This window comes from Rhizosphaericola mali, assembly GCF_004337365.2.
GTDB classification, from domain to species: domain Bacteria; phylum Bacteroidota; class Bacteroidia; order Chitinophagales; family Chitinophagaceae; genus Rhizosphaericola; species Rhizosphaericola mali.
The window spans coordinates 2,960,368-2,981,043 of the sequence record NZ_CP044016.1; the positions used below are offsets into that span (position 1 = coordinate 2,960,368).

Sequence of the window (20,676 nt, forward strand, 5' to 3'; positions counted from 1 at the left end):
TTCCAAACATTGATATCCAAACTACAATATAATAATTATGAAACTGGAGAATTTTCTGAAGAAAAAGAAAGATCTCAAGAGGAAATCATTTCTCTAGTTCATAATTTTCCTTGGGAAAAGCAAAGAGATTATTTTGTAGTTGGATTGACAAGTCCATCCGTAACTATAGAAGATAATGAAGGCAATTATCTCAAGTTGGCACTTTATTACCATGGGAAATTTATCATTTATTACCGAACTACAGCAAATAAGTTATATACACATACAGCAACCAACATTGAAGAGTTCAAATCCATATTGCTTGATTTTACAAGTAAAAAGATAGATTCAAACTCATTTAAAAATGAAAATTATTTGTCTATCGATAGTTCCAAACATTTTGTCACTAACGATTTTCTTTACAGATTATCATCTAAAAGAAACCTAATTTACTTCTTCTTCAGAACGGGTACTGGCTTTATTGTCATTCCGTTTTTACTTCTTTTAATAAAAGCTGTTAATAACGCTAAGACCTTTGCACCTATAATTTTTCTTTCAATTGTATTTTTGATATTTGTAGGGCTACCGTTATTCTTTTTTCTAAACTATTACATTTATTCAAAAAATTGGAATTTAATTATTAGTCGTGGAAATGAATATTTTTATTTTGGATTGAAATCAGATATGAAACAATACGCAAAAAAAGATATTGAAAAAGTAAAAGTTTATGGTTCTTCAAATGGACGCACCCCATTAGCAGGTTTTTCACTTATCAAAATCATCTTAAAAAATGGGGAAGAATTAATTGTTCCTAATATTTTAATAGATGAAAATACACTGATCAAAAAATTTAAGCCAGAACTAATCATGCGAGTAAATCAATTAATTCTGGCAAAAAAAAGGACATATAATTAGTTATAAAAAACTAAAACTATCCCCATCAAAAATTCCTTTATCACTCAACTTCAAGTGAGGAATCACCAACAAAGCCATAAAACTTAATGTCATATACGGCGCACTGAGTTGCGAACCGAGAGATTTCGCAGCATGATCTATTTCTGTATATGCTTTTGCAACTTCAAATCCATCTTTTTCACTCATCAAACCAGCAACAGGCAGAGGTAACACTTTCTCTTCAGCGCCATTTACCCAGCTTACACCACCTTTTGCAGCGATTAATAATTGAATAGCACGATAAATACTTTCATCATCTACTCCAACAGCGATAATATTATGACTATCATGCGCCACAGTGGAGGCAATCGCACCGGATTTGAAATTGAAATTTTTAATAAATGCTTTAGCTACTGGTGCATCAAAATAACGATTCACAACCACCATTTTCAAAATATCTCTTTCTGCGTCTGAAATTATAAGATCACCACCCAATTTTGGTTCGAAATACAATTTATTCGTAATGAGTTGACCATCGAGCGCTTCCATTACTGGAATCTTTCCATCCTGTGAAGGATATTCCTCGGATTTAATTGCAAGATCTTCTATGTTAATATTTGTGATTTCAAATTGATTGATCACTTTTTCTGTAACTGATTCGATATTCGTTTGTCCATTTTCTGCAACCAATTGCCCATCGATATATGTTTTCAAAACTTGAAAATCTTTCAGATCTTTTATTTCAATAAAGTCCGCAGGATCGCCAATTTTCAACAAACCAACATCTAATTTATAATGCTTCACGGGATTGATACAAGCCGCTTGCAATATTTTGAAAATATCAATTCCTTTCGCAACAGCTCTTTGGCATAATTGATTGATATGTCCAAGAACCAAACTATCGGGATGTTTGTCATCACTGCAGAACATGATTTTATCCGGATAATCATTTAAAAGATCGATCAAAGCTTCAAAATTCTTGGCGGCACTTCCTTCCCTAATCAAAATATGCATTCCAACAGCCAATTTATCCAAAGCTTCTGGAGCTGTGAAACATTCATGATCTGTGGTAATACCTGCCGCAGCATATTTTGCAGCATCTTCCCCACGTAATCCTGGCGCATGTCCATCAACGGGTTTGCCTGCTTTATGAGCGGCTTCAATTTTAGCCAATACCTCAGGATCTTTGAATAAGACGCCAGGAAAATTCATCATTTCTGCCAAATATTTCACATCATCACTTGCCAATAATTCGGCAACCGCTTTACTATCCAATGTAGCTCCCGCGGTCTCAAATACGGTGGCAGGAACACAACTTGGTGCACCGAAATTGAATTTGAATGGAACTTGTTTCCCATTTTCAATCATGTATTTCACACCTTCTATCCCAATAACATTGGCAATCTCATGCGGATCATTGACCGTAGAAACCGTTCCATGTGTTACCGCAATTCTCGCAAATTCTGAAGGAATCAGCATACTGCTTTCCACGTGAACGTGCGCATCTACAAATCCAGGTAAAATGTAGGAATCAAACTTCTCTCCTTTCAATTCGTTTGCGGCTGTAATTTTTCCATTTTCAAATATTACTTCACCAGGATAAATTCTTTTATTTTCTATATCGACTATATTTCCTTTCAATTGCATTTTCCTAAATTTTTATTGTAATAAATCTGGACGTCTTTCTTCGGTGCGCTTCAATGCTTGTTCATCTCGCCAAGCATCAATTATTTTAGGATTGCCCGTCATCAGTTCGTCCGGCACCTTCAACCCACGAAATTCTGCGGGACGCGTATAAACGGGTGGCGCTAACAAATTATCTTGAAATGAATCGGACAAGGCAGAAGTTTCATCACCCAAAACACCAGGAATTAATCGACCAACACTATCTACAATAACCGCCGCAGCCAACTCGCCTCCGCTCAATACATAATCTCCTATAGAAATTTCTTTAGTCACATACAAGTCGCGGATTCGTTGATCAATGCCTTTATAATGACCGCAAATAATTAATATTTTTTCTTTTAGTGAAAGTTCGTTTGCAATTTGTTGATTGTGTTGCTTCCCATCAGGCGTCACGTAAATAATCTCATCATAAGGTTGTTCTTTTTGCAAATCATCAATAGCATTTGCCAAAGGCTCACAACGCATCACCATACCAGCGCCACCGCCAAACTGATAATCATCGACTTGACCATATTTATTCAATGCCCAATCTCGTAGATGTATAATATTTATTTGCAGAAGATTCTTCTCACGAGCACGCTTTATAATACTATGAGAAAGCGGGCTCGCCAACAAATCTGGAACAACGGTCAAAATATCTATTTGCATAAGGCAAAGATAATACAATCATTTGCTAATCAAATCTATCCAAACAGTTATTCGCTTTTTGGTACGTTCTTTGTTTTCACAAATAGATCCAGCATGCGTCAGACCAAAATATTACGCACACCAAAATGGATAGATTGTTATTTTATTTGAATATATACTTAAGTTGCTATCACATTTCCCTTTTCAAATAATACAATCACAAGGCTTATTATTTTATCCGATTTTTTAATTAATCAACGTTTGACGTATTGATTGAAAATTATATACCTATGTCCGTAAGACTATATGTCCTGTTACTACTATTATGCTTTGGGAAAAATGCTCAAGCCCAGCAAAAACCGAAAATTTTGCATATCAATGGCGCAGTAAAAGATACTAATGGTATTTTTTTAGATAGTGCAATAATATTTACAACAAAAGACACTGCTTTATCTGATACGGCAGGGAAATATAAAATAAATGTCACATCAGGAGACTCTGTTTTTATAGCAAAAAAAGGCTACTATACCAATGGTTATATACCACAATCAGAACACGCAACGATATTAATGGTTGCAGCACCACCTCCAGAAATAGAAAGTGATAGTCTGAATATTAGAGGTTTGGTAAGAGACACTTCACATCAGCCAATAGCCAATGCTTTAGTTTATACATTTGGTGATAGTACACACACAGACTCAAGTGGATTATTTCGGATAAACATCAAAAAAGGAGATACGGTATTTGTAGCTTCGGATAAACACAATTCTTTATTCTATGTCCCTCGCTCGGACACATCCTCGCTAGTATTGACACCGAAAAGAGTACGAAAAGATATCACTTTGGTCTCTCCGTCTGACACGACTAGTAAAAAAAGTAATTTCGGAGAGGATAACTTAGAAGATGTTGTTGTTGTGGGTTATGGAACTCAAAATAGAAAAGATCTTACGAGTGCTGTAGCTACTATTAAATCAAAAGAATTAATCAATCGACCTACGACCAATTTAATCGGAAGTTTGCAAGGTTTAAGTCCTGGTCTTATCGTCAATCGATCCTCTGGACAACCTGGCAAAGAAGGATTTACACTTCAAACACGCGGATACACCTCCGTAAACGGAGGTAATTTGTTAGGACTTGTGGATGGAGTAAATGGAGATATCACAACCGTAAATCCATATGATATAGAATCTGTCACCGTATTAAAAGATGCCTCCGCAGCTGCCATCTATGGTGCAAGAGCTGCTGGTGGAGTTGTATTAGTTACTACCAAAAGAGGGAAACGTGGATTTCATGTGAACTATAATACAATGATAGGCGTACAAAAATCCGTCAAACGCCCAGACAGAATTCATAGTTGGCAAGAAGCCGAATTAGCTAATGAAGCGAGTATTAATGCGGGACAAAACCAAATCTACACAGATCAACAAATCAATTGGATGAAAGATCCCAACACGAACTATCAAATATCCGCGACAGATCCAAGCAATTATGACTATTACTATGATATGAATCAAATCCCTTTGATGGTAAAAAATAGTGCCATGGCATCTACACATAATCTTTCCTTTAGTGGTGGGACGAATAAAGACAACTACTATTTTTCTCTTGGATATTACGACCAAGACGGACTTTTTAAAGTAGGAGAAAATTCTACCAATAGAGTTAATCTAAGATTTAACTATAATCATGAATTGAATAATATATTTGATATCACTTCAAAAATAGCGTATCGAAAAACGTATACAACTTCTCCAAGTTATGGAGGTGATGGTATTTTTGATTATTTATATTCTAGTCCAACTCGATTTCCCATCTATGTTCCGAATACAGAAAACTATATTTTCAATCAATCTGCCAACTATGCATATCCTTATTTAAAAGATGGAGGCGCGACGGACAACAAATTCGAAGAATTAACAACGATGTTCCAATTGAGGGCAAAAGATTTCATCCCAGGTGTCATGTTACGTGCAGTATATGGAGGTCGCTACACGATTGAAGGAAATGAAATTGTCAAGCGTACAGTTTCCTTATATAATATCACAGAAAATGTAGGATTTTTAAATAATCCTAATTCCTATGAAAAAGATCGAAACTTAACTTATTCCAATAATATTCAGTTACTAGCAGACTATGATAAGAAAATATACAAACATTCCTTTCACGTATTAGGAGGTTACGCATTTGAAAATTATAGTCAAAATAATACAGTCGCTATCGCTAGAAATTTATCTTCCAATGATTTATTTACCTTAAACATTGGAGATCCTTCTCAAGCTACCAACTCAGAAGATATACAAGAGTGGGCAATGTCTTCTTTCTTTGGAAGATTTGAGTACAATTATAATAGTAAATATTTGTTTCAAGCTACGGTCAGAGCAGATGGTAATTCTAGATTGGACCCAAATAATCGTTGGAAAACATTTCCTTCGTTCTCTGTAGGTTGGCGATTAGCACAGGAAAGTTGGTTTCAAAAAGCACTTCCCATTTTTAATGAATTCAAAATCAGAGCTTCTTGGGGAAGATTGGGAAATTCTGACGGAGTAAATGGTGTGATCTCCAACTATGATTATTTTTCCATGCTTGTCAATGGGGAATATTATCCATTTAATAACAACAGAACACCTTCTTATTATCAACAAATTTTACCAACACTTAATAAAACATGGGAAATTGTTGATACTAAAGATATCGGGATAGATGTTGGCATGTTGAAAAACCGATTAACATTCACCGCTGATTACTATGTTAGAAATAATGATAATATGCTGATGACTCCAGCCTATCCAGCATTTATGGGAATAACGCCATCCTCTTCCAATAAAGGAAAATTCCAAACTAAGGGATGGGAATTTGCTATTGGATGGAAAGATAATATTGGGCAAGAATTTAGTTACTGGGTAAATGCCAACATTTCCAATAATACCAATAAAGTGATTGCTTATGGTGGTGCAAAAGCGGTACAAGCAGGACAAAACTACATTATAGAAGGTCAGCCCATTAATACGATATGGGGATTCAAAGCCCAAGGTTTATTTCAAACAGCCGCTGAAGTTGCTAGTTCGCCACTATTCAGAACTACAACCGGCCCTGGAGATATCAAATATGAAGACATTGATGGCAACGGCTCCATTACTGTTGGCAACAGTCGTTTAGGTTCTTCTGGGGATTTAGTCAAATTAGGTGATACGTATCCACACTATATATATGGGTTTAGTTTCGGTGCAAATTATAAAGGATTTGATTTTTCTGCGATGTTTCAAGGTGTAGGCAAAAGAGTATTCATGCCTTCCATTAATGATTTGTACGCATATTCATCTTCTTCAGTTATGCCTTTAGATTATAGTTTGGATTATTGGACTGCAAATAATAAAGATGCAAGATTTCCAAGAATGTATTTGAATGGCACACAGAATACCGTTTCTTCCTCGTATTGGTTAATGAATGGCGCGTATTTAAGACTAAAAAATGTACAACTGGGATATACATTACCCAATAGTTGGTTAGCAAAATATAAAGTTCAAAGTTTGAGAATATTCTTTACGGGTCAAGACCTTTGGACCAAAAGCAACCTTTGGATAAAATCACTTGATCCAGAAACCGCAGCAGGGAATCCATGGAGATATCCTCTCATGAAAAATTATTCATTTGGAATCAACCTAAACTTCTAATCATGCAAAAGCTTACTATAAATTATTTACTATTTCTTTTATCTGGAAGTTTACTTGTTTTTTCTTGTAATAAACAATTAGATAAGACACCAGAATCTCAATTATCAGATGCTACTTTTTGGAAAAATCCAAATGATCTAAAATTAGCTTGTAATGCTTTGTATAGTTACCTACCAGGAATGGAAAGTAACGGCTACGATAATCGTTCAGATAATGCATATGGACTAGCACCAAATGACATCAGCGATGGCAGTCGGGTCGTTACCGGTTCTAACTCCGATTGGTCAAGATCCTACGCAGCTATTCGAATAGCAAATAATATTATCGAAAAAGCTACTAATGTTACAGGAAATGCTGCAGAAATTAATAGATATATTTCAGAAGCCAAATTTTTCAGAGCTTATTTTCATTTTGAGCTAACAAAAAGATTTGGAGATGTTCCTCTTATTCTCAGAACTTTCACTGACGCTGATACATTAATGAAAGCACATCGAACTAATAGAAATATTGTCATCGATTCCGCGCTAAAAGATCTTACTGACGCGGCACCATATTTACCAACAGCCCAAAGTTTGCAAAATGAAGACTATGGAAGAATTTCCTCAGGAGCTACCATTGCATTAAAATCTGTTGTCGCTTTATTTGAAGGTAGTTGGGCTAAATATCATGAAGAAAATACAAGCTATAGTAATAAATATTTTGACACAGTTATCAATGCATCCCAACAATTAATATCGAGTGGTCAATATAGTTTGTTTAATTATAGTCCAAAACAAGACAGTAGCTATTTTTACTTATTCCAATATGCGGGAGATGGCGCCACAAATTCAGAAAGTATTTTTGTGCGTCTATACGGACAAAACATTTTTAATAGTATCGCATCACACCGATATACTCAAAATCTTGATTCTGGCTACACATGTGCCACTAGGAGTTTAATGGATGCGTATTTATATAAAGATGGATTGCCAATAGGCAAAACAACTTATAGCACAACACAGGATTCAACAATGGCAGAATTTACCAATCGAGATCCTCGACTAGGAATGACGGTATTTAATAAAGACCTTTGGTATATAAGTTCGGACTACCAACCCACATTTTCATTCACATTAACGGGATACAAAACTGCAAAATATTTCATCCCAAGTGATTTTGGGTTAAATGCCAGTTATGTCGATAATATTATTATTCGTTATGCGGAGATTTTATTAAACTATGCAGAAGCTACCTACGAACGCAACGGTTCTATTTCAGATAATGTTTTAAATACAACCATAAATCTGCTCAGAAAAAGAGTCAATATGCCGGATTTAACAAATAGCTTCGTCAGTAGTAATGGACTAAATATGTTGGATGAAATAAGAAGAGAACGTAGAGTTGAATTTGCTTTGGAAGGTAATCATCGCTATTGGGATATTATCCGTTGGAAAATTGCTGAAAATGTACTTCCATTAGCCGTTAGAGGATCGAAAATATTTGCAAATGAACAATCCAATATTCCGAGTAATCCCAATTTGGATGAAAATAGATATATCATAGTCCAATCCGCAGCATTAAGAAAGTTCGATCCTCAAAAGGATTATCTAACTCCACTCCCAACCAATGATATCGGCAACGATGAGAATCTCACACAAAATCTAGGTTGGTAAAATAAAAGCCTCGCAAATAATTGCGAGGCTTTTATTTTAGAATGAAACTATATTAATAATTAAATTTTGTCCAACCCTTATGCCAAGTAGCATACTCACCACCAGCAGACAAACCTCCCGCAAATGTCACAGGAACAATAAATGCACGACTCGTTATTAGCGCATCAGTAAAGTTAACACCACTAGCAGTCATCAATGGTGAATTTCCAGTTGGCGTCCAATCTGGATTTGCATAATCAAATGGACGAGTAAAATTTGCTTCGGGAGCCGTCGTCACAACTCTATTTCCAATAGCTGTAAACCAATTATTCAAAATTGCTGCGGTCATTCCCGTAGGTGTTGCATTAGCAGAATACCCCATCGCAGAACCAAATCCATTTGTAAAAACAACATTACCTTTTATACGAAGAGTACTATCATTACCAGCAGAAGTACCAATATTCAAATCTGTAGCACGACCAGTACTCGCATCAATCAATATACCATTCGTCCATCCAACTATGGCAGAATTATATAAAGACAAAGAAGAATTACGACGAATCTGTATAGCTGAACCCAAATAATTACTATTTCCAATATTCGCAGCAGTTGCTCTCGGTCCGAATAGAGAAACATTACTAAACACCGCTTTCGTTTGTGGTGTATTTACGGTTCCAGAAGCATCATTATCACTTTCAAATCCTTCTGACTTAGAAACGTCAGCAATAGATGAATCTCTAATAATCAAACCAAATTGTACAGAACCACTATAACCATTATCCGTATCAAAATCATCATCTTGCGTTTTATACGCAATCAAATACTTACAATTTACAGTACCTCCAAACCACTCAAACGCATCATCTTTTGCAAAAGAAACTTGAATATGATCAATCGTAGTACCACTACCAACAGCGCATAAGGTCAAGCTATTAATTTCTTGATTAGGCAAATACGCATTTCCTGCATATTCAATACGAACGTATTGCATTGTCCCAGAATTATCATCATCCACTGCAGTCGGCGCTATTGCATCACCGTTTCCAGCGTATGGACCACTCGCTGCCGTACTATAACCGCCTTCGGGAAAATAAAGATGCTGCCCAGAAGCTCCACCATTATTGGCATTAATACTTGCTTTGCCTAAAAGTGCAATACCTCCCCAATCTCCAGAAACAGGATTAGGATTAGAAGAAGTAAATACAATTGGAGCATCTGCTGTACCAACAGCAATTATTTTTGCACCTCTTTCTATAACAAGTGTAGATGCTTGATTAGCTAAATAATCACCTTTTACCGTTGCCCCGGCTTCTACAGTAACAGTAGCACCACTTTTTACATATACAAATCCAGAAATTGTATTATTATCAGCAGCTCTCAGAGTTGTATCACTCGTAATATTCCCTGTCAATCTTACGATTTTTCCAGTAGTCGTACCGCCTCCATCTCCACTTGGAACTTCTACAATAAATGGTTCTCCATCCGATTCTATTTTACGGCAAGCAACAGTACTCAGAGCAATAACAGTAGCCAAACCCAAAACGTACTTTTTCATATTTTCTATTTATTTAATATTTGTTGTAAAAAATTTATTCTTTGTATAAGTTTTATAAATTATAGTTGAATGTTAGATTAAAATTGGTTCCGTATTTTCTTGAAAAACGTAAAGGATCAGTTCCTTTTTTATAAGAGGATTTATCATCCGCATTTTGGTAAAACTTGAGTGTATTATTCAAAATATTAGAAGCACTCAGTCTAAATTCGCCTTTTTGTTTCCAGACTTTTTGAGCTACTTGTAGATCTAACACAGGCCTTGTTGCTTCCCATACATCTGGACGACCTCCAGCCATATCCAAATCACCTAACATATAAATTCTTTTTCCTATTTGATTGTACATTAAGGTAGTTGAGAAACCTTTTTCTTCCAGATCATACATTAAAGACATATTCACTAGATAAGGAGATTGACCGACCATTTGACGATTAATATTCCGAGATGCATCTTTTACACGACTATAGATATATGCCGTATTTCCTTGAAAAGTAAAGTGGCGCAATGCATTTACGAAATCTAATTTTTTTCTAAGTTCCAACTCCGCACCATAAGAGTTGGCTTTATCTGTATTTCTAAAAGTAAGATTTTGACCACCTTGCTCCATCTGTTGCTCTATTGGATTTTTGAAATGCTTGTAAAATGCACCCAGCGTAAACAATTCACCAGCTCTTTGATACAATTCATATCTTAAATCCAAATTGGTAATTTTGGTTCTTACCAAAGCAGGATTACCACTTACACTTGCATTTAGTTCAAAATCGTATAATGCCAAACTTGCCAATTCTCTTAACTCTGGGCGAATCACCGTTTGAGAGGCAGACAATCTCAAATTAGTCAGATTATTTAATTTATACGTCGCATTTAATCCTGGTAAGAAATCGGTCTTTTTAGTATGATTAAATTTATTAGACCAAGTTTTATTTGAACCAACCAATTGATCATAGTTTTCCATCCTTACGCCCCAAACAACACGCAACTTATCTGTAAACTGATTATCAAATTGTACATAGCCCGCATTTAAAATGGTATTTGCCATATATCGCAAATCACTATTTGGCAAAATTGAAAATTCTAGTTGCCCAGGATTTGTCCCTAAATTGGAAGAAGCAAATGCTTGATCAGGATTCATTTGGCGCAATGAAGCATTGTCTCCAACCAACTGATAAATAAACATCGTCGCATCATATAAGCGATCCTTTACTTGTAACATATAGCCACCTTTTACAGTTTGCTTATTACCCAACATGTTGAAGTTATAGGAAAGATCACCTCCTGCAGTATAGATATAATCACTCAAACTTTGGAATAATCTATTACTACTTCTGATATCATATCCAGACCCAATACTTAATTCATAAGGATTATCTGTACCTGCGGGACGATAGTACATGTATCTACGTTGATCAGGACTATACGCATCTAAAATACTAAAGGAACCATACCATTTTAATTTTAATGGATCAATTATAGCATGTTCGCCTAATAATTGGGTGGTAAAGAAAGTATTTTGTTTAAATGAATTTTCTTCACCATATCCATCTTCTCCAGCTTCAGTACCACCTCTATCATAGTCAATACCTTTACGATATATCGTATAACTATTTGTATTGACATTAATTAATGATTTGAGGGAAATTTTATTTTTATTATTCAACTGCATGGATAGCCCAACCAATCCTCCAAGCGTAGTCAATTGGTTATAACGATTATCCATCCATGAATTATTCGGTGTACCAAAACCACCGTTGCCATCAACGACGTTGTCTTGATTAATCATTTGGGTAATACTATTGTTCCTATAATAGTTAAGCCCAAAAACTCCGCCTATTTTTTTTCCAAATAATGTACCTGTAAATCCACCATTTGCTTGAAGAATAATATTCTGAGAGCCTTTACCAATACGCGCCATCCAATCATCATTCATGTTTTTACCAATCTCATTTTTTTGCGCAGCACTTAATAATCTAAATTGATTTTTAGTTGTATATCCGCTTGGTGTACTATGATAGCCATTATCGATTCCCAACCAATCTAATCCACCAGACTTTTGCTTATAAAAATCCTTACCAAATGATTGTGCATTTGCCCCAGTACCTATTTGAATATTGAAAAAGTTTTTATTGGGAATATCTTTGGTATTTACTTGGATTAAACCGCCTGCCCATTCACCAGGCATCTCCGGCACGAAAGCTTTATTGATGATGATATTATCCAACATCTGTGCAGGAATAATATCAAATGAAAATGTTTTACGATCTGGTTCTGTTGAGGTTAACAATATGCCATTTAACATCGCTTGATTGTAACGATCGGCGAGCCCTCTAACTACTAAAAATTTTCCATCCAGCAAACTTACACCTGGTGTGCGTCTTAGGACTTCACCTGTATTTCTATCAGGTGAACGTCTAATTGCCTCAGCTGAAATAACAGAAGCTACTGTATTGGTATTTTTTTGAAATTGAATTAATGCGTTTACAGTCTCTTTCCTAGCAGAAGAGGACTTTACTGTTACATTTTCGAGATTGTCTACTTTAGTTTGCAATACGACTGGCAGATCATCATTGCCTCGTAGTTTAACTTCAAAATCATTCAAATTTTGAGTTGCATAACCAACCGACGTTATAGTTACATTGTATTTACCAGCATTCATTGTCGCAACAAAGTAACCATCTATATCAGATTGTACTTTTACGTTACTTGGCTGAAAAATAACAGTTGCACCAACAACTGGATGATTACTTTCGTCTAATATCCTACCTGATACTTTTGCTTTTTGGGCATGAAGAATACCAATTACAAAAAAAGCAATTACAAAAAATCCGAACCGAAGACGGTTATTGGGAGAAAGCATGTTTGGTTTATTTGCCGCAAAGATGTCATGCAAATATTACCTAAATGTTACGCCGAGGTTAATAAAATGTTACCAAAAATTATTATTCATCCTCTTCCGGCCTTCCATCCATGAAAGTTTCTAAATCTCGACGATCTTTTTTGGATGGATGTCCTATTTTACTAAGACGTTTTCCTGTATGGAAAGAAGTTGGCGCATATTTTACAATATCCAAATCCTCTTTTGGTGTGATATCTTCATAATTTTTAATAGCATCAGGATATCCTACGCGTTTTGTCAATAACCCAGTAACTTTTATTACCCATTTGCGAGCCTCAGTTTTAATTTCATATACTTCATTAAGATTGACATTCCGAGAAGCCTTGACCGTTTGTGGCCCCATCGCACTATTGTTAAGTACGATTTTAACCCGCCCCTTATCACATGCATCTGCAGCTTGACTACGCGTTTTGAATAAACGTATAGACCATAAATATTTGTCCACTCTTAATTTTTCTGAATCCGCCATAATGCCATTTTTCTATACCAAAAGTAAAAATTATTTTTCTAATGCGTACAATAACGTGACAAATACGGGAAAATGATCACTATAACCATATTGAAAATTATTCCCAGAAAAGGTACGAAGCGGATAACCTTTCAAATTTCCTGATTGTTCCACTAAATAATTTGGACGAAAAATACTGGCACTTTTATAATAAAGTTTTTGATTTGGTGAAATCCAATTTTTTGTAACAATTATTTGGTCAAATAAACTCCAAGTATTTTGGTAAGCTAATGTACCTCTACCTTTTTTTAATTTTTCAATCCATGGGTTGTATAAATAATTGCTATCAGACAACTTAGTTAATTCGACCGCTCTTAAAGTATTATAAATACTTTCATCTTTAGGATCGTCATTAAGATCACCCATAACTATAATTTTTGCCATAGAATTATAGTTCAAAATTGTATTTATATTTTTCTTCAAAACTATTGCAGCACTATTACGAGCCGCGATACTTTTTTGTTGCCCACCATAACGACTTGGCCAATGGTTTACATAAATATGTATCGTTTCATTACATAGTTTGCCTTTTACATATAAAATATCTCTTGTAAAATGAGCTTGCTTAGAACCATTTGGATGCGGGACATAAATTGGATAAGCTTTTTCCACTTTAAAAAATAACGGATTAAATATTAAAGCAACATCAACGCCACGCGCATCTTTCGAATCAAAATGAACGAATTGTAACTTGCGTTCTTTCAACAAAGGATGTTGCACCAAATCATTTAATACCGTGTCGTTTTCAATTTCCGCTAGGCCTATAAAAGAAAAACCTGCTTTTTGCTGATCAATTCCGATATCATGTAATACTTGCGCGATATGATCTAATTTTTCTTTGTAAACTTTTCCATTATACAAATGCGCTCCATCTTCTAAAAAATCTTCATCACGGATCATTGTGTTATTGATCGTATCATAAAAATTCTCCGAGTTGTAAAAAGCAACTATAAGCGGAAGCAATTTTGTCCTTTGGGAATAACATCTCCCAAATATTAATACAAGCAGAAATAATAATATTTTTCTCATAGGTTAATTTCTTTTATAAAATTAAAATAAATTTCTTAATTTTAAAACAACCGAAACTACATGAAAAACATACTTAAAAAACTACTGCAATTTGGGATAATCATTTCTCCTACTATCTGTATTTATAGTCAAAATACAGATAGTGTTCTCATAAATCAAATCAATAATCTAACCATATTGGAAAACGAAAACGATTATAACGAGGGTGAGAATTATACACCACCAATGCTTCACTCAGGAAAAAATATTATTCCCAACAATTTGACATTTGGTTTCTTTCCAGTAAGATATAGATATCGAGGTTATGAGAGTAATTACAATGAGGTTTATATCAACCATATCCCGATAAATACTTTAGATAATCATAGTACACCTTTTAATATTTATTATGGCTTAAATAATACATTACGTAGCTTGGAATATAGCAACACTATCAATTTTAATAGTTTTACATTTGGAAATATTGGAACTCATAATAATTTTGACATTACAGCGGGCAATAAACGTCCAACTAAGCAAATTACCTATGCGTACAATAATAAAATATTAGATCAAAAAATAAACATTATTTACAATTCTGGCTTTAAGAAAAATGGGTATGCATTTTCATTGGCGATAAATATTCGTGGTAGTACAAATGGATATATTCCAGGAACTAGCGGTATGAATCCAGCATTATACGTCGCTATTGATAAAAAAATAAAAAAACACATATTAACCTTTGCTACCTTAACAGCATATTCAAACATTGCAGCTAAAAGCGCAACAACGAAAGAAGTATATCAATTAGCCAATTCTAATTATTACAATCCCACTTGGGGTTGGGATAATGGGAAAAAGAGAAATGCAAACAACTATAAAAACTTTTTACCAACAATTATATTAGCGGATAACCACCGCATAAATAATTATATACAACTACATCATGGCATTTCCATAACCAAAGGATATTCCAGTAATTCTGGTTTGGATTGGTATAATGCGCCAGATCCAAGACCTGACTATTACAGATATCTACCGTCCTATTATAAAAATACTGACATAACACAATATCAAAATCTATTAAAATTTTATGCCAACAATCCAAAAGCATTGCAAATAAATTGGTATAAGCTTTACCTTATAAATCAGTCTAGTTCTGATCAAAGGGCATTGTATATTTTGAGTGAGAGAAGAACTAATACGACTATGATAACCGCTAATTCAACGATTACAGCCTTCGTTACTAATAACCTACACTTAACCGCAGGTATTTCTATCCGATATCAAAATAATAGAAACTTTAGAAAAATACAAGATTTACTTGGTGCTAAATATTGGGTAAATATAAATCCTTACATCGAACAGAGCTATCCCTCAGATACCTCCATTATTCAAAATAATGTTGAATTTCCAAATGAGAAAATTTATAAAAATGGAAAATATGGCTACGATTTTGCTATTAATTTATCCGAACAAAATACTTGGGTACAACTTGACTGGACTAAAAACAAATGGAACTATTCCTTCGCAGCAGATTATTTTACACATCAAATAAAAAGACAAGGATATTTTCAAAATGGCTTATTTCCCAATAATTCAAAAACAATTTCGCCTAATTACTCATTTTCAAATGTAAATATCAAATTAGGCATTAACTATGCAATTAATGGAAAAAATTACGTTCAAATACTTATCGCTAATTTATACCAACCACCAAATGTCAACAGTGTATTCATCAATCCCAATACAAGAGATTTTGTAAACAATCAAGTAAAAAATACCCATATCCAAACCACCGAATTGAGCTATATAAAAAATGATAGCAAAATCAAATTACAAATAAACACTTATTATACATTAATCAAAAATGCGAATGAAAATAGATATTTCTATGACGACTATTATCAAAGTTTTGCTTCGTACATTTTAAGTAATATCCAAAAACTGCACTATAGCGGAGAGATTGGAATAGAATATAAGTTTACACCCAATTTTTCTACGACAGGCGTTGTAGCCTTGTCTAATAATAAATATCGAAATAACCCCAAACTACTTGTATCGTCAGAAAATAATACCACAACACTTTCCAACGAAACCGTTTATTTAAAAAATTTACATATTCCTACAAGCCCTAACAATCTATACGCTTTAGCTGCCAACTACAGCAATGGCTATAAATGGAGTATTCGATTCATCGGAAATTATTTTCAAAATAGGTACGTAAGTATTAATCCCTATCGCAGAACACAACTATTATTACAAGACTTAAACCCTATTACGCAAAACGAATCTATCCATTCCATTACACACCAGGAAAAATTAAACAATAGTATACTTTTCAATAGTTTATACTCCTATTCCATTCCCATATACGAAAAAAACAAAGTCCAAACTATCAGCTTTTTCTTCATTTGCAATAATATTCTCAATACCAAAAATATAATCAGTTCGGGTTATGAACAAATGCGCATGGATCTTAAAAGTTATGACATCAATAAATTTCCGAATAAATATAATTATGCTATTGGTAGAAATATTTATATCTCCGCCTCAATCACCTTATAAAACAAATTTATGAAGACTATAGCCTTATTTGCAATTTCATTTATCCTAACTATGTTTTATAGTTGTTCTAATAAATATGACATACCACAACTATCTTATGATTCTGCAACCGCAACTATAACAATCATGGAATTAAAACATTTGCATACAGTAGGAAAATTTGAATATATTACAACTAACGAAGTTATTAGTGGAATAATCACCGCAGATGACAAAAGCGGTAATTTTTACCAAACGATCATTTTACAAGATCATACGAGTGGTATCGTTTTAAAAATTGGAGGCTACAACAACTACAGCGAGTATCCTATCGGCCGAAAAATATATATAAAATTAAAGGGATTATATCTTGGCGACTATGGAAATACAATTCAAATTGGTGGCGGCATTGATAGTAGCATAGCTTACAATCCTCAATTAAGCAGTATTGCCAATCCTTTATTAGATCAGTATATTTTAAAAGGAAGTTTTAATAATAATGTAATACCAAAACTTGTAGAACCCGAACAATTAACAACCGAATTATATGATTCTTTGCAAAGTTGTCTGATTCAAATAAATAATATTCAATTTGCAGAAAGTGATGTGAATAAGACATTAGCAGATACTAGTAAATTAACCAGCGCAGTCAGTTATCTACTCAGTACCTGCACAGGACAAGATATACAATTACGCAATAGTAGTTATTCTAATTTTGCTAATGTAAAAACTCCAGCGAGAAATGGAACTATAACAGGTATTTACTCTATATATAACACAACTAAACAAATCATCATCAGAGATACGAGCGATCTTAATTTCCAAAATGATAGATGCAATCAACAATTAGCAGATACGAATAGGATCACAAGTATCGCAACAGTTAAAAACCTTTATTCTAATAAATCTATAACGATTCCTTATGGTACAGTGATAAAAGCAAAAGTTATTTCTAACTATAAAAATGAAGCGAATGGAAACTATAAATTGCAAGATGAATTCGGAAATGGAATTATTTTATACAGTACAAAAATTCCAACCATCGAATTAAATGCCAATTTAGTATTAGACCTTGGCGGCTCAACTTTAGAAATGTTTAGTAATGAATTAGAGATTACGAATATTTCAGCAGATAAATTATATACGACATCTCCTATAAATACGGTTATCAAACCTACTAATATTTACCAAATTTACGATAGTGCTTCTAAGTGGAACAACTCTTTAGTTCAACTTTCAAATGTGACCATTTCTACTCCCACGGTGAGTAGTTCTGGGCGCAGTTATACTTTGATGGATGCCACAGGTTCTATGGAAACGTTCGTAAAATCCTCCGCTGGTTATAATTTACCACAAGGAAATATCTTATCAATCACGGGTTATTTAACCATGAATGCAGGAAAAATTCAATTAGTGACTCGAACAAATGAAGATATTTCTTATCAAAACTCCACGACTATAATCGCTCATAACATAGAAGTGAATTATACATTTAGCAATGTAACTACTATTTCTGGGACGATTGATCCCACGCCAGCGCCAATAGTAACTAATTTACAATGTGGTAATTTTAGAGCGATTGGTCTGAATAGCAATCCATCAGCAAGCGGACGATTTTCTTTTACCAATTGGCCAACAGGTGCTACAAGCGCAAGCAATGATTTTACGGGAGTTATTGATTTGAACAAATATTATGAAGTAACTTTTACACCTGACCAAAATGCGCAATTAAATTTGGACAATTTCTCATTCTCCATTCAAAGATCAGCAACAGGGCCAAGACAATGGAGCGTAAGATCTAGTTTGGATAATTTTCAAAATGATATCGCATCAAGTTACGTCGGGGAAAAAGTACGAATTGTCCAAGGAAATATTTTCCAAATTGCAGATAGGGCCACCAATACTAGCATTTCCAATTGCATTTTAGAATTAGGAAGTAATTTTCAGAATTTGAATAAATCTATTTCCTTTAGATTTTATGCTTTCAATTCTGAAACGACAGGTGGTAGTTTTTCCCTAAATAATGTGAAAATTTCTGGAAAAATTCAATAATCATTTAAAAGTCAATGCAGAATTGTTTTTCTTTGCCCATTCAAAAGAAAATATAATGAGACTTTTTAGACCGATAATTGCGTTTTTCCTATTTACTTTAATAATTATTAGTTGTAAAGACGACCCCAAGAAATATACAGAAAGCATTGGTTCACAAGGAGATGTAAAATATTTGCTTAAAAATGATACTTTAACTGCATTTATGATGGGTGGAGTATACACTTTCCAAGGTTATGGTGGAGCGGACAAAACATTTGGTCTAATTAAGGCTGAAATGAAAAAATCTCCTGGCGACGACGGCTTCGCTACAGATTTGGAAAAAGTCTATGAAAAATTATTTGAATATCCTTTTCATATTTCTCCAAAAGAAAAATTAGACTCAAGAAATGTATTAAAATCTTGGTGGGACATTTCCAATGAACATGAGTTTCATTTGTTATTGACGCAATTGCAAGACCAAGGTCATGAGGCACTTTATGAAAAATGTAAAGCTGTTTTGGATGCCAATGGAGGCATGGATGCGGACCTTGATAAAATTGATTATGCAAAAGATAGTTTGACTCCTGACGCAAAAATCCTTTTACAATTTATCAAAAATAATTACCGTTCTTTCAATCCATCTGGCATTAAAGCATGGGATCTTACACGTTATATCAACGTTGTTTGCCTAGGTTATTCTGCAGAATATATTGATCGTACGACCGGCATTAATTATGCATTATCTGCCTTAAAATCAGCTCGTGCAGTATATCCAAATTGGAATAAATATTACTATGATTTTGTATTAGGTAGAAAATTTTGGGGTGGTGACACTGCTACAGATGCCACTTATCAAAAATTAACTACTGACATGCAAAAAGGTGATTATAGTATCTATCGCTATTTACCTTTAAAATAATTATAAAGGTAATTGTAACACGCCATTGGTTGCATTGTCATGGATGATATGCACATTCTCGGAAATATCATTTAGTTCCAAATGTGGATCAATCACATAGACGGGGCAACCAATGGGCGCATACTCCATCAGTGATGCAGCAGGATACACTTGCAAAGAGGTTCCTATAACTATAAAAACATCTGCCTGTTTTGCCTCTCGAACAGCATCTTCTATTTTAGGCACCATTTCTCCAAACCACACAATATTAGGGCGTAATTGTGCGCCATCTTCGGCTAAATCTCCTAGTTTTACATCTTTGGTCCATGGATAAATAAGAGCATCATTTTTCTCACTTTTTACTTCAGTTAATGATCCATGCAAATGAATGATATGAGAAGAGCCTGCGCGCTCATGCAGATTATCTACATTTTGCGTAATGATAGTTACCACATATTTTTCTTCCAATTTAGCTAAATAAATATGCGCAGCATTTGGTTCAACCATCTTTAATTGTCGTCGTCTCTGATTATAAAATTCTAATACGAGAGCGGAATTACGCTTCCATCCTGCTGGACTTGCAACAGCCTCCACAGAATGATTTTCCCAAAGACCATTACTATCTCTAAACGTTGCAATACCACTTTCCGCACTTACTCCAGCTTCAGTCAACACGACAATTTTTGTTTTCATTCTTCGCTTTTTTGTAAAATTAAAATTCGTATTTAATTGAAATAACTATATTGCTGCT

Annotated in this window: 13 protein-coding genes; 6 read left to right on the plus strand and 7 right to left on the minus strand. The window is 34.3% G+C overall.

Going from position 1 to position 20,676, the window contains the following annotated elements; genetic code table 11:
* Positions 1–9: 9 nt before the first annotated feature.
* Positions 10–894 (plus strand): hypothetical protein, encoded by an 885-nt coding sequence (locus tag E0W69_RS12750; protein ID WP_131330434.1) that lies wholly within the window; start codon positions 10–12, stop codon positions 892–894.
* Here the strand turns inward: E0W69_RS12750 and ade are convergent, their stop codons facing one another.
* A complete protein-coding gene (gene ade, locus E0W69_RS12755) occupies positions 895–2,520 on the minus strand; it encodes an adenine deaminase (RefSeq protein ID WP_131330435.1) in 1,626 nt (541 codons plus the stop codon).
* 12 nt (positions 2,521–2,532) lie between these two features.
* Positions 2,533–3,207, minus strand: coding sequence for a tRNA (guanosine(37)-N1)-methyltransferase TrmD (gene trmD / locus E0W69_RS12760; protein ID WP_131330436.1), 675 nt, complete (start codon positions 3,205–3,207; stop codon positions 2,533–2,535).
* Between the two features lie 269 nt (positions 3,208–3,476).
* Between trmD and E0W69_RS12765 the strand changes: the two genes are divergently transcribed.
* Both E0W69_RS12765 and E0W69_RS12770 read left to right on the plus strand, forming a co-directional pair.
* Positions 3,477–6,857, plus strand: coding sequence for a SusC/RagA family TonB-linked outer membrane protein (locus E0W69_RS12765; protein ID WP_131330437.1), 3,381 nt, complete (start codon positions 3,477–3,479; stop codon positions 6,855–6,857).
* A gap of 2 nt (positions 6,858–6,859) precedes the next feature.
* Positions 6,860–8,509 carry a RagB/SusD family nutrient uptake outer membrane protein gene (locus E0W69_RS12770; protein ID WP_191967837.1) on the plus strand — a complete coding sequence of 550 codons (1,650 nt, stop codon included), beginning with the start codon at positions 6,860–6,862 and terminating at the stop codon, positions 8,507–8,509.
* Between the two features lie 52 nt (positions 8,510–8,561).
* On the opposite strand, the gene E0W69_RS12775 is transcribed toward E0W69_RS12770, so the two are convergent.
* From E0W69_RS12775 to E0W69_RS12790, 4 genes are all read right to left on the minus strand, one after another.
* Positions 8,562–10,043, minus strand: a complete 1,482-nt coding sequence (locus tag E0W69_RS12775; protein WP_131330439.1) for a hypothetical protein — start codon at positions 10,041–10,043, stop codon at positions 8,562–8,564.
* A 52-nt stretch (positions 10,044–10,095) separates the two neighbouring features.
* A complete protein-coding gene (locus E0W69_RS12780; protein WP_131330440.1) occupies positions 10,096–12,894 on the minus strand; it encodes a TonB-dependent receptor domain-containing protein in 2,799 nt (932 codons plus the stop codon).
* Positions 12,895–12,976: 82 nt separating this feature from the next.
* Complete coding sequence (locus E0W69_RS12785; protein ID WP_131330441.1) at positions 12,977–13,402, minus strand: RNA-binding S4 domain-containing protein; 426 nt, start codon at positions 13,400–13,402, stop codon at positions 12,977–12,979.
* A gap of 30 nt (positions 13,403–13,432) precedes the next feature.
* Positions 13,433–14,470, minus strand: a complete 1,038-nt coding sequence (locus E0W69_RS12790) for an endonuclease/exonuclease/phosphatase family protein (protein WP_131330442.1) — start codon at positions 14,468–14,470, stop codon at positions 13,433–13,435.
* A gap of 60 nt (positions 14,471–14,530) precedes the next feature.
* Between E0W69_RS12790 and E0W69_RS12795 the strand changes: the two genes are divergently transcribed.
* Genes E0W69_RS12795 through E0W69_RS12805 form a run of 3 tightly spaced genes read left to right on the plus strand, consistent with a single transcriptional unit; the run spans position 14,531 to position 19,946 of the window.
* Positions 14,531–17,017 carry a TonB-dependent receptor gene (locus tag E0W69_RS12795; RefSeq protein WP_131330443.1) on the plus strand — a complete coding sequence of 829 codons (2,487 nt, stop codon included), beginning with the start codon at positions 14,531–14,533 and terminating at the stop codon, positions 17,015–17,017.
* A gap of 9 nt (positions 17,018–17,026) precedes the next feature.
* On the plus strand, positions 17,027–19,048 hold the full coding sequence (locus tag E0W69_RS12800; RefSeq protein ID WP_131330444.1) for a DUF5689 domain-containing protein: 2,022 nt from the start codon (positions 17,027–17,029) through the stop codon (positions 19,046–19,048).
* Between the two features lie 55 nt (positions 19,049–19,103).
* Positions 19,104–19,946 carry a DUF1266 domain-containing protein gene (locus E0W69_RS12805; protein WP_131330445.1) on the plus strand — a complete coding sequence of 281 codons (843 nt, stop codon included), beginning with the start codon at positions 19,104–19,106 and terminating at the stop codon, positions 19,944–19,946.
* On the opposite strand, the gene E0W69_RS12810 is transcribed toward E0W69_RS12805, so the two are convergent.
* Positions 19,947–20,618 carry an SIR2 family NAD-dependent protein deacylase gene (locus tag E0W69_RS12810; protein WP_131330446.1) on the minus strand — a complete coding sequence of 224 codons (672 nt, stop codon included), beginning with the start codon at positions 20,616–20,618 and terminating at the stop codon, positions 19,947–19,949.
* Between the last annotated feature and the right edge of the window lie 58 nt (positions 20,619–20,676).

What these genes read in the sequence shown, in the direction of transcription:
- E0W69_RS12780 (WP_131330440.1), bottom strand. Translation starts at nt 12,894, where the DNA reads ATGCTTTCTCCCAATAACCGTCTTCGGTTCGGATTTTTTGTAATTGCT.
- E0W69_RS12790 (WP_131330442.1), bottom strand. Translation starts at nt 14,470, where the DNA reads ATGAGAAAAATATTATTATTTCTGCTTGTATTAATATTTGGGAGATGT.
- trmD (WP_131330436.1), bottom strand. Translation starts at nt 3,207, where the DNA reads ATGCAAATAGATATTTTGACCGTTGTTCCAGATTTGTTGGCGAGCCCG.
- E0W69_RS12810 (WP_131330446.1), bottom strand. Translation starts at nt 20,618, where the DNA reads ATGAAAACAAAAATTGTCGTGTTGACTGAAGCTGGAGTAAGTGCGGAA.
- E0W69_RS12785 (WP_131330441.1), bottom strand. Translation starts at nt 13,402, where the DNA reads ATGGCGGATTCAGAAAAATTAAGAGTGGACAAATATTTATGGTCTATA.
- E0W69_RS12800 (WP_131330444.1), top strand. Translation starts at nt 17,027, where the DNA reads ATGAAGACTATAGCCTTATTTGCAATTTCATTTATCCTAACTATGTTT.
- E0W69_RS12795 (WP_131330443.1), top strand. Translation starts at nt 14,531, where the DNA reads ATGAAAAACATACTTAAAAAACTACTGCAATTTGGGATAATCATTTCT.
- E0W69_RS12775 (WP_131330439.1), bottom strand. Translation starts at nt 10,043, where the DNA reads ATGAAAAAGTACGTTTTGGGTTTGGCTACTGTTATTGCTCTGAGTACT.
- E0W69_RS12765 (WP_131330437.1), top strand. Translation starts at nt 3,477, where the DNA reads ATGTCCGTAAGACTATATGTCCTGTTACTACTATTATGCTTTGGGAAA.
- E0W69_RS12805 (WP_131330445.1), top strand. Translation starts at nt 19,104, where the DNA reads ATGAGACTTTTTAGACCGATAATTGCGTTTTTCCTATTTACTTTAATA.
- E0W69_RS12770 (WP_191967837.1), top strand. Translation starts at nt 6,860, where the DNA reads ATGCAAAAGCTTACTATAAATTATTTACTATTTCTTTTATCTGGAAGT.
- ade (WP_131330435.1), bottom strand. Translation starts at nt 2,520, where the DNA reads ATGCAATTGAAAGGAAATATAGTCGATATAGAAAATAAAAGAATTTAT.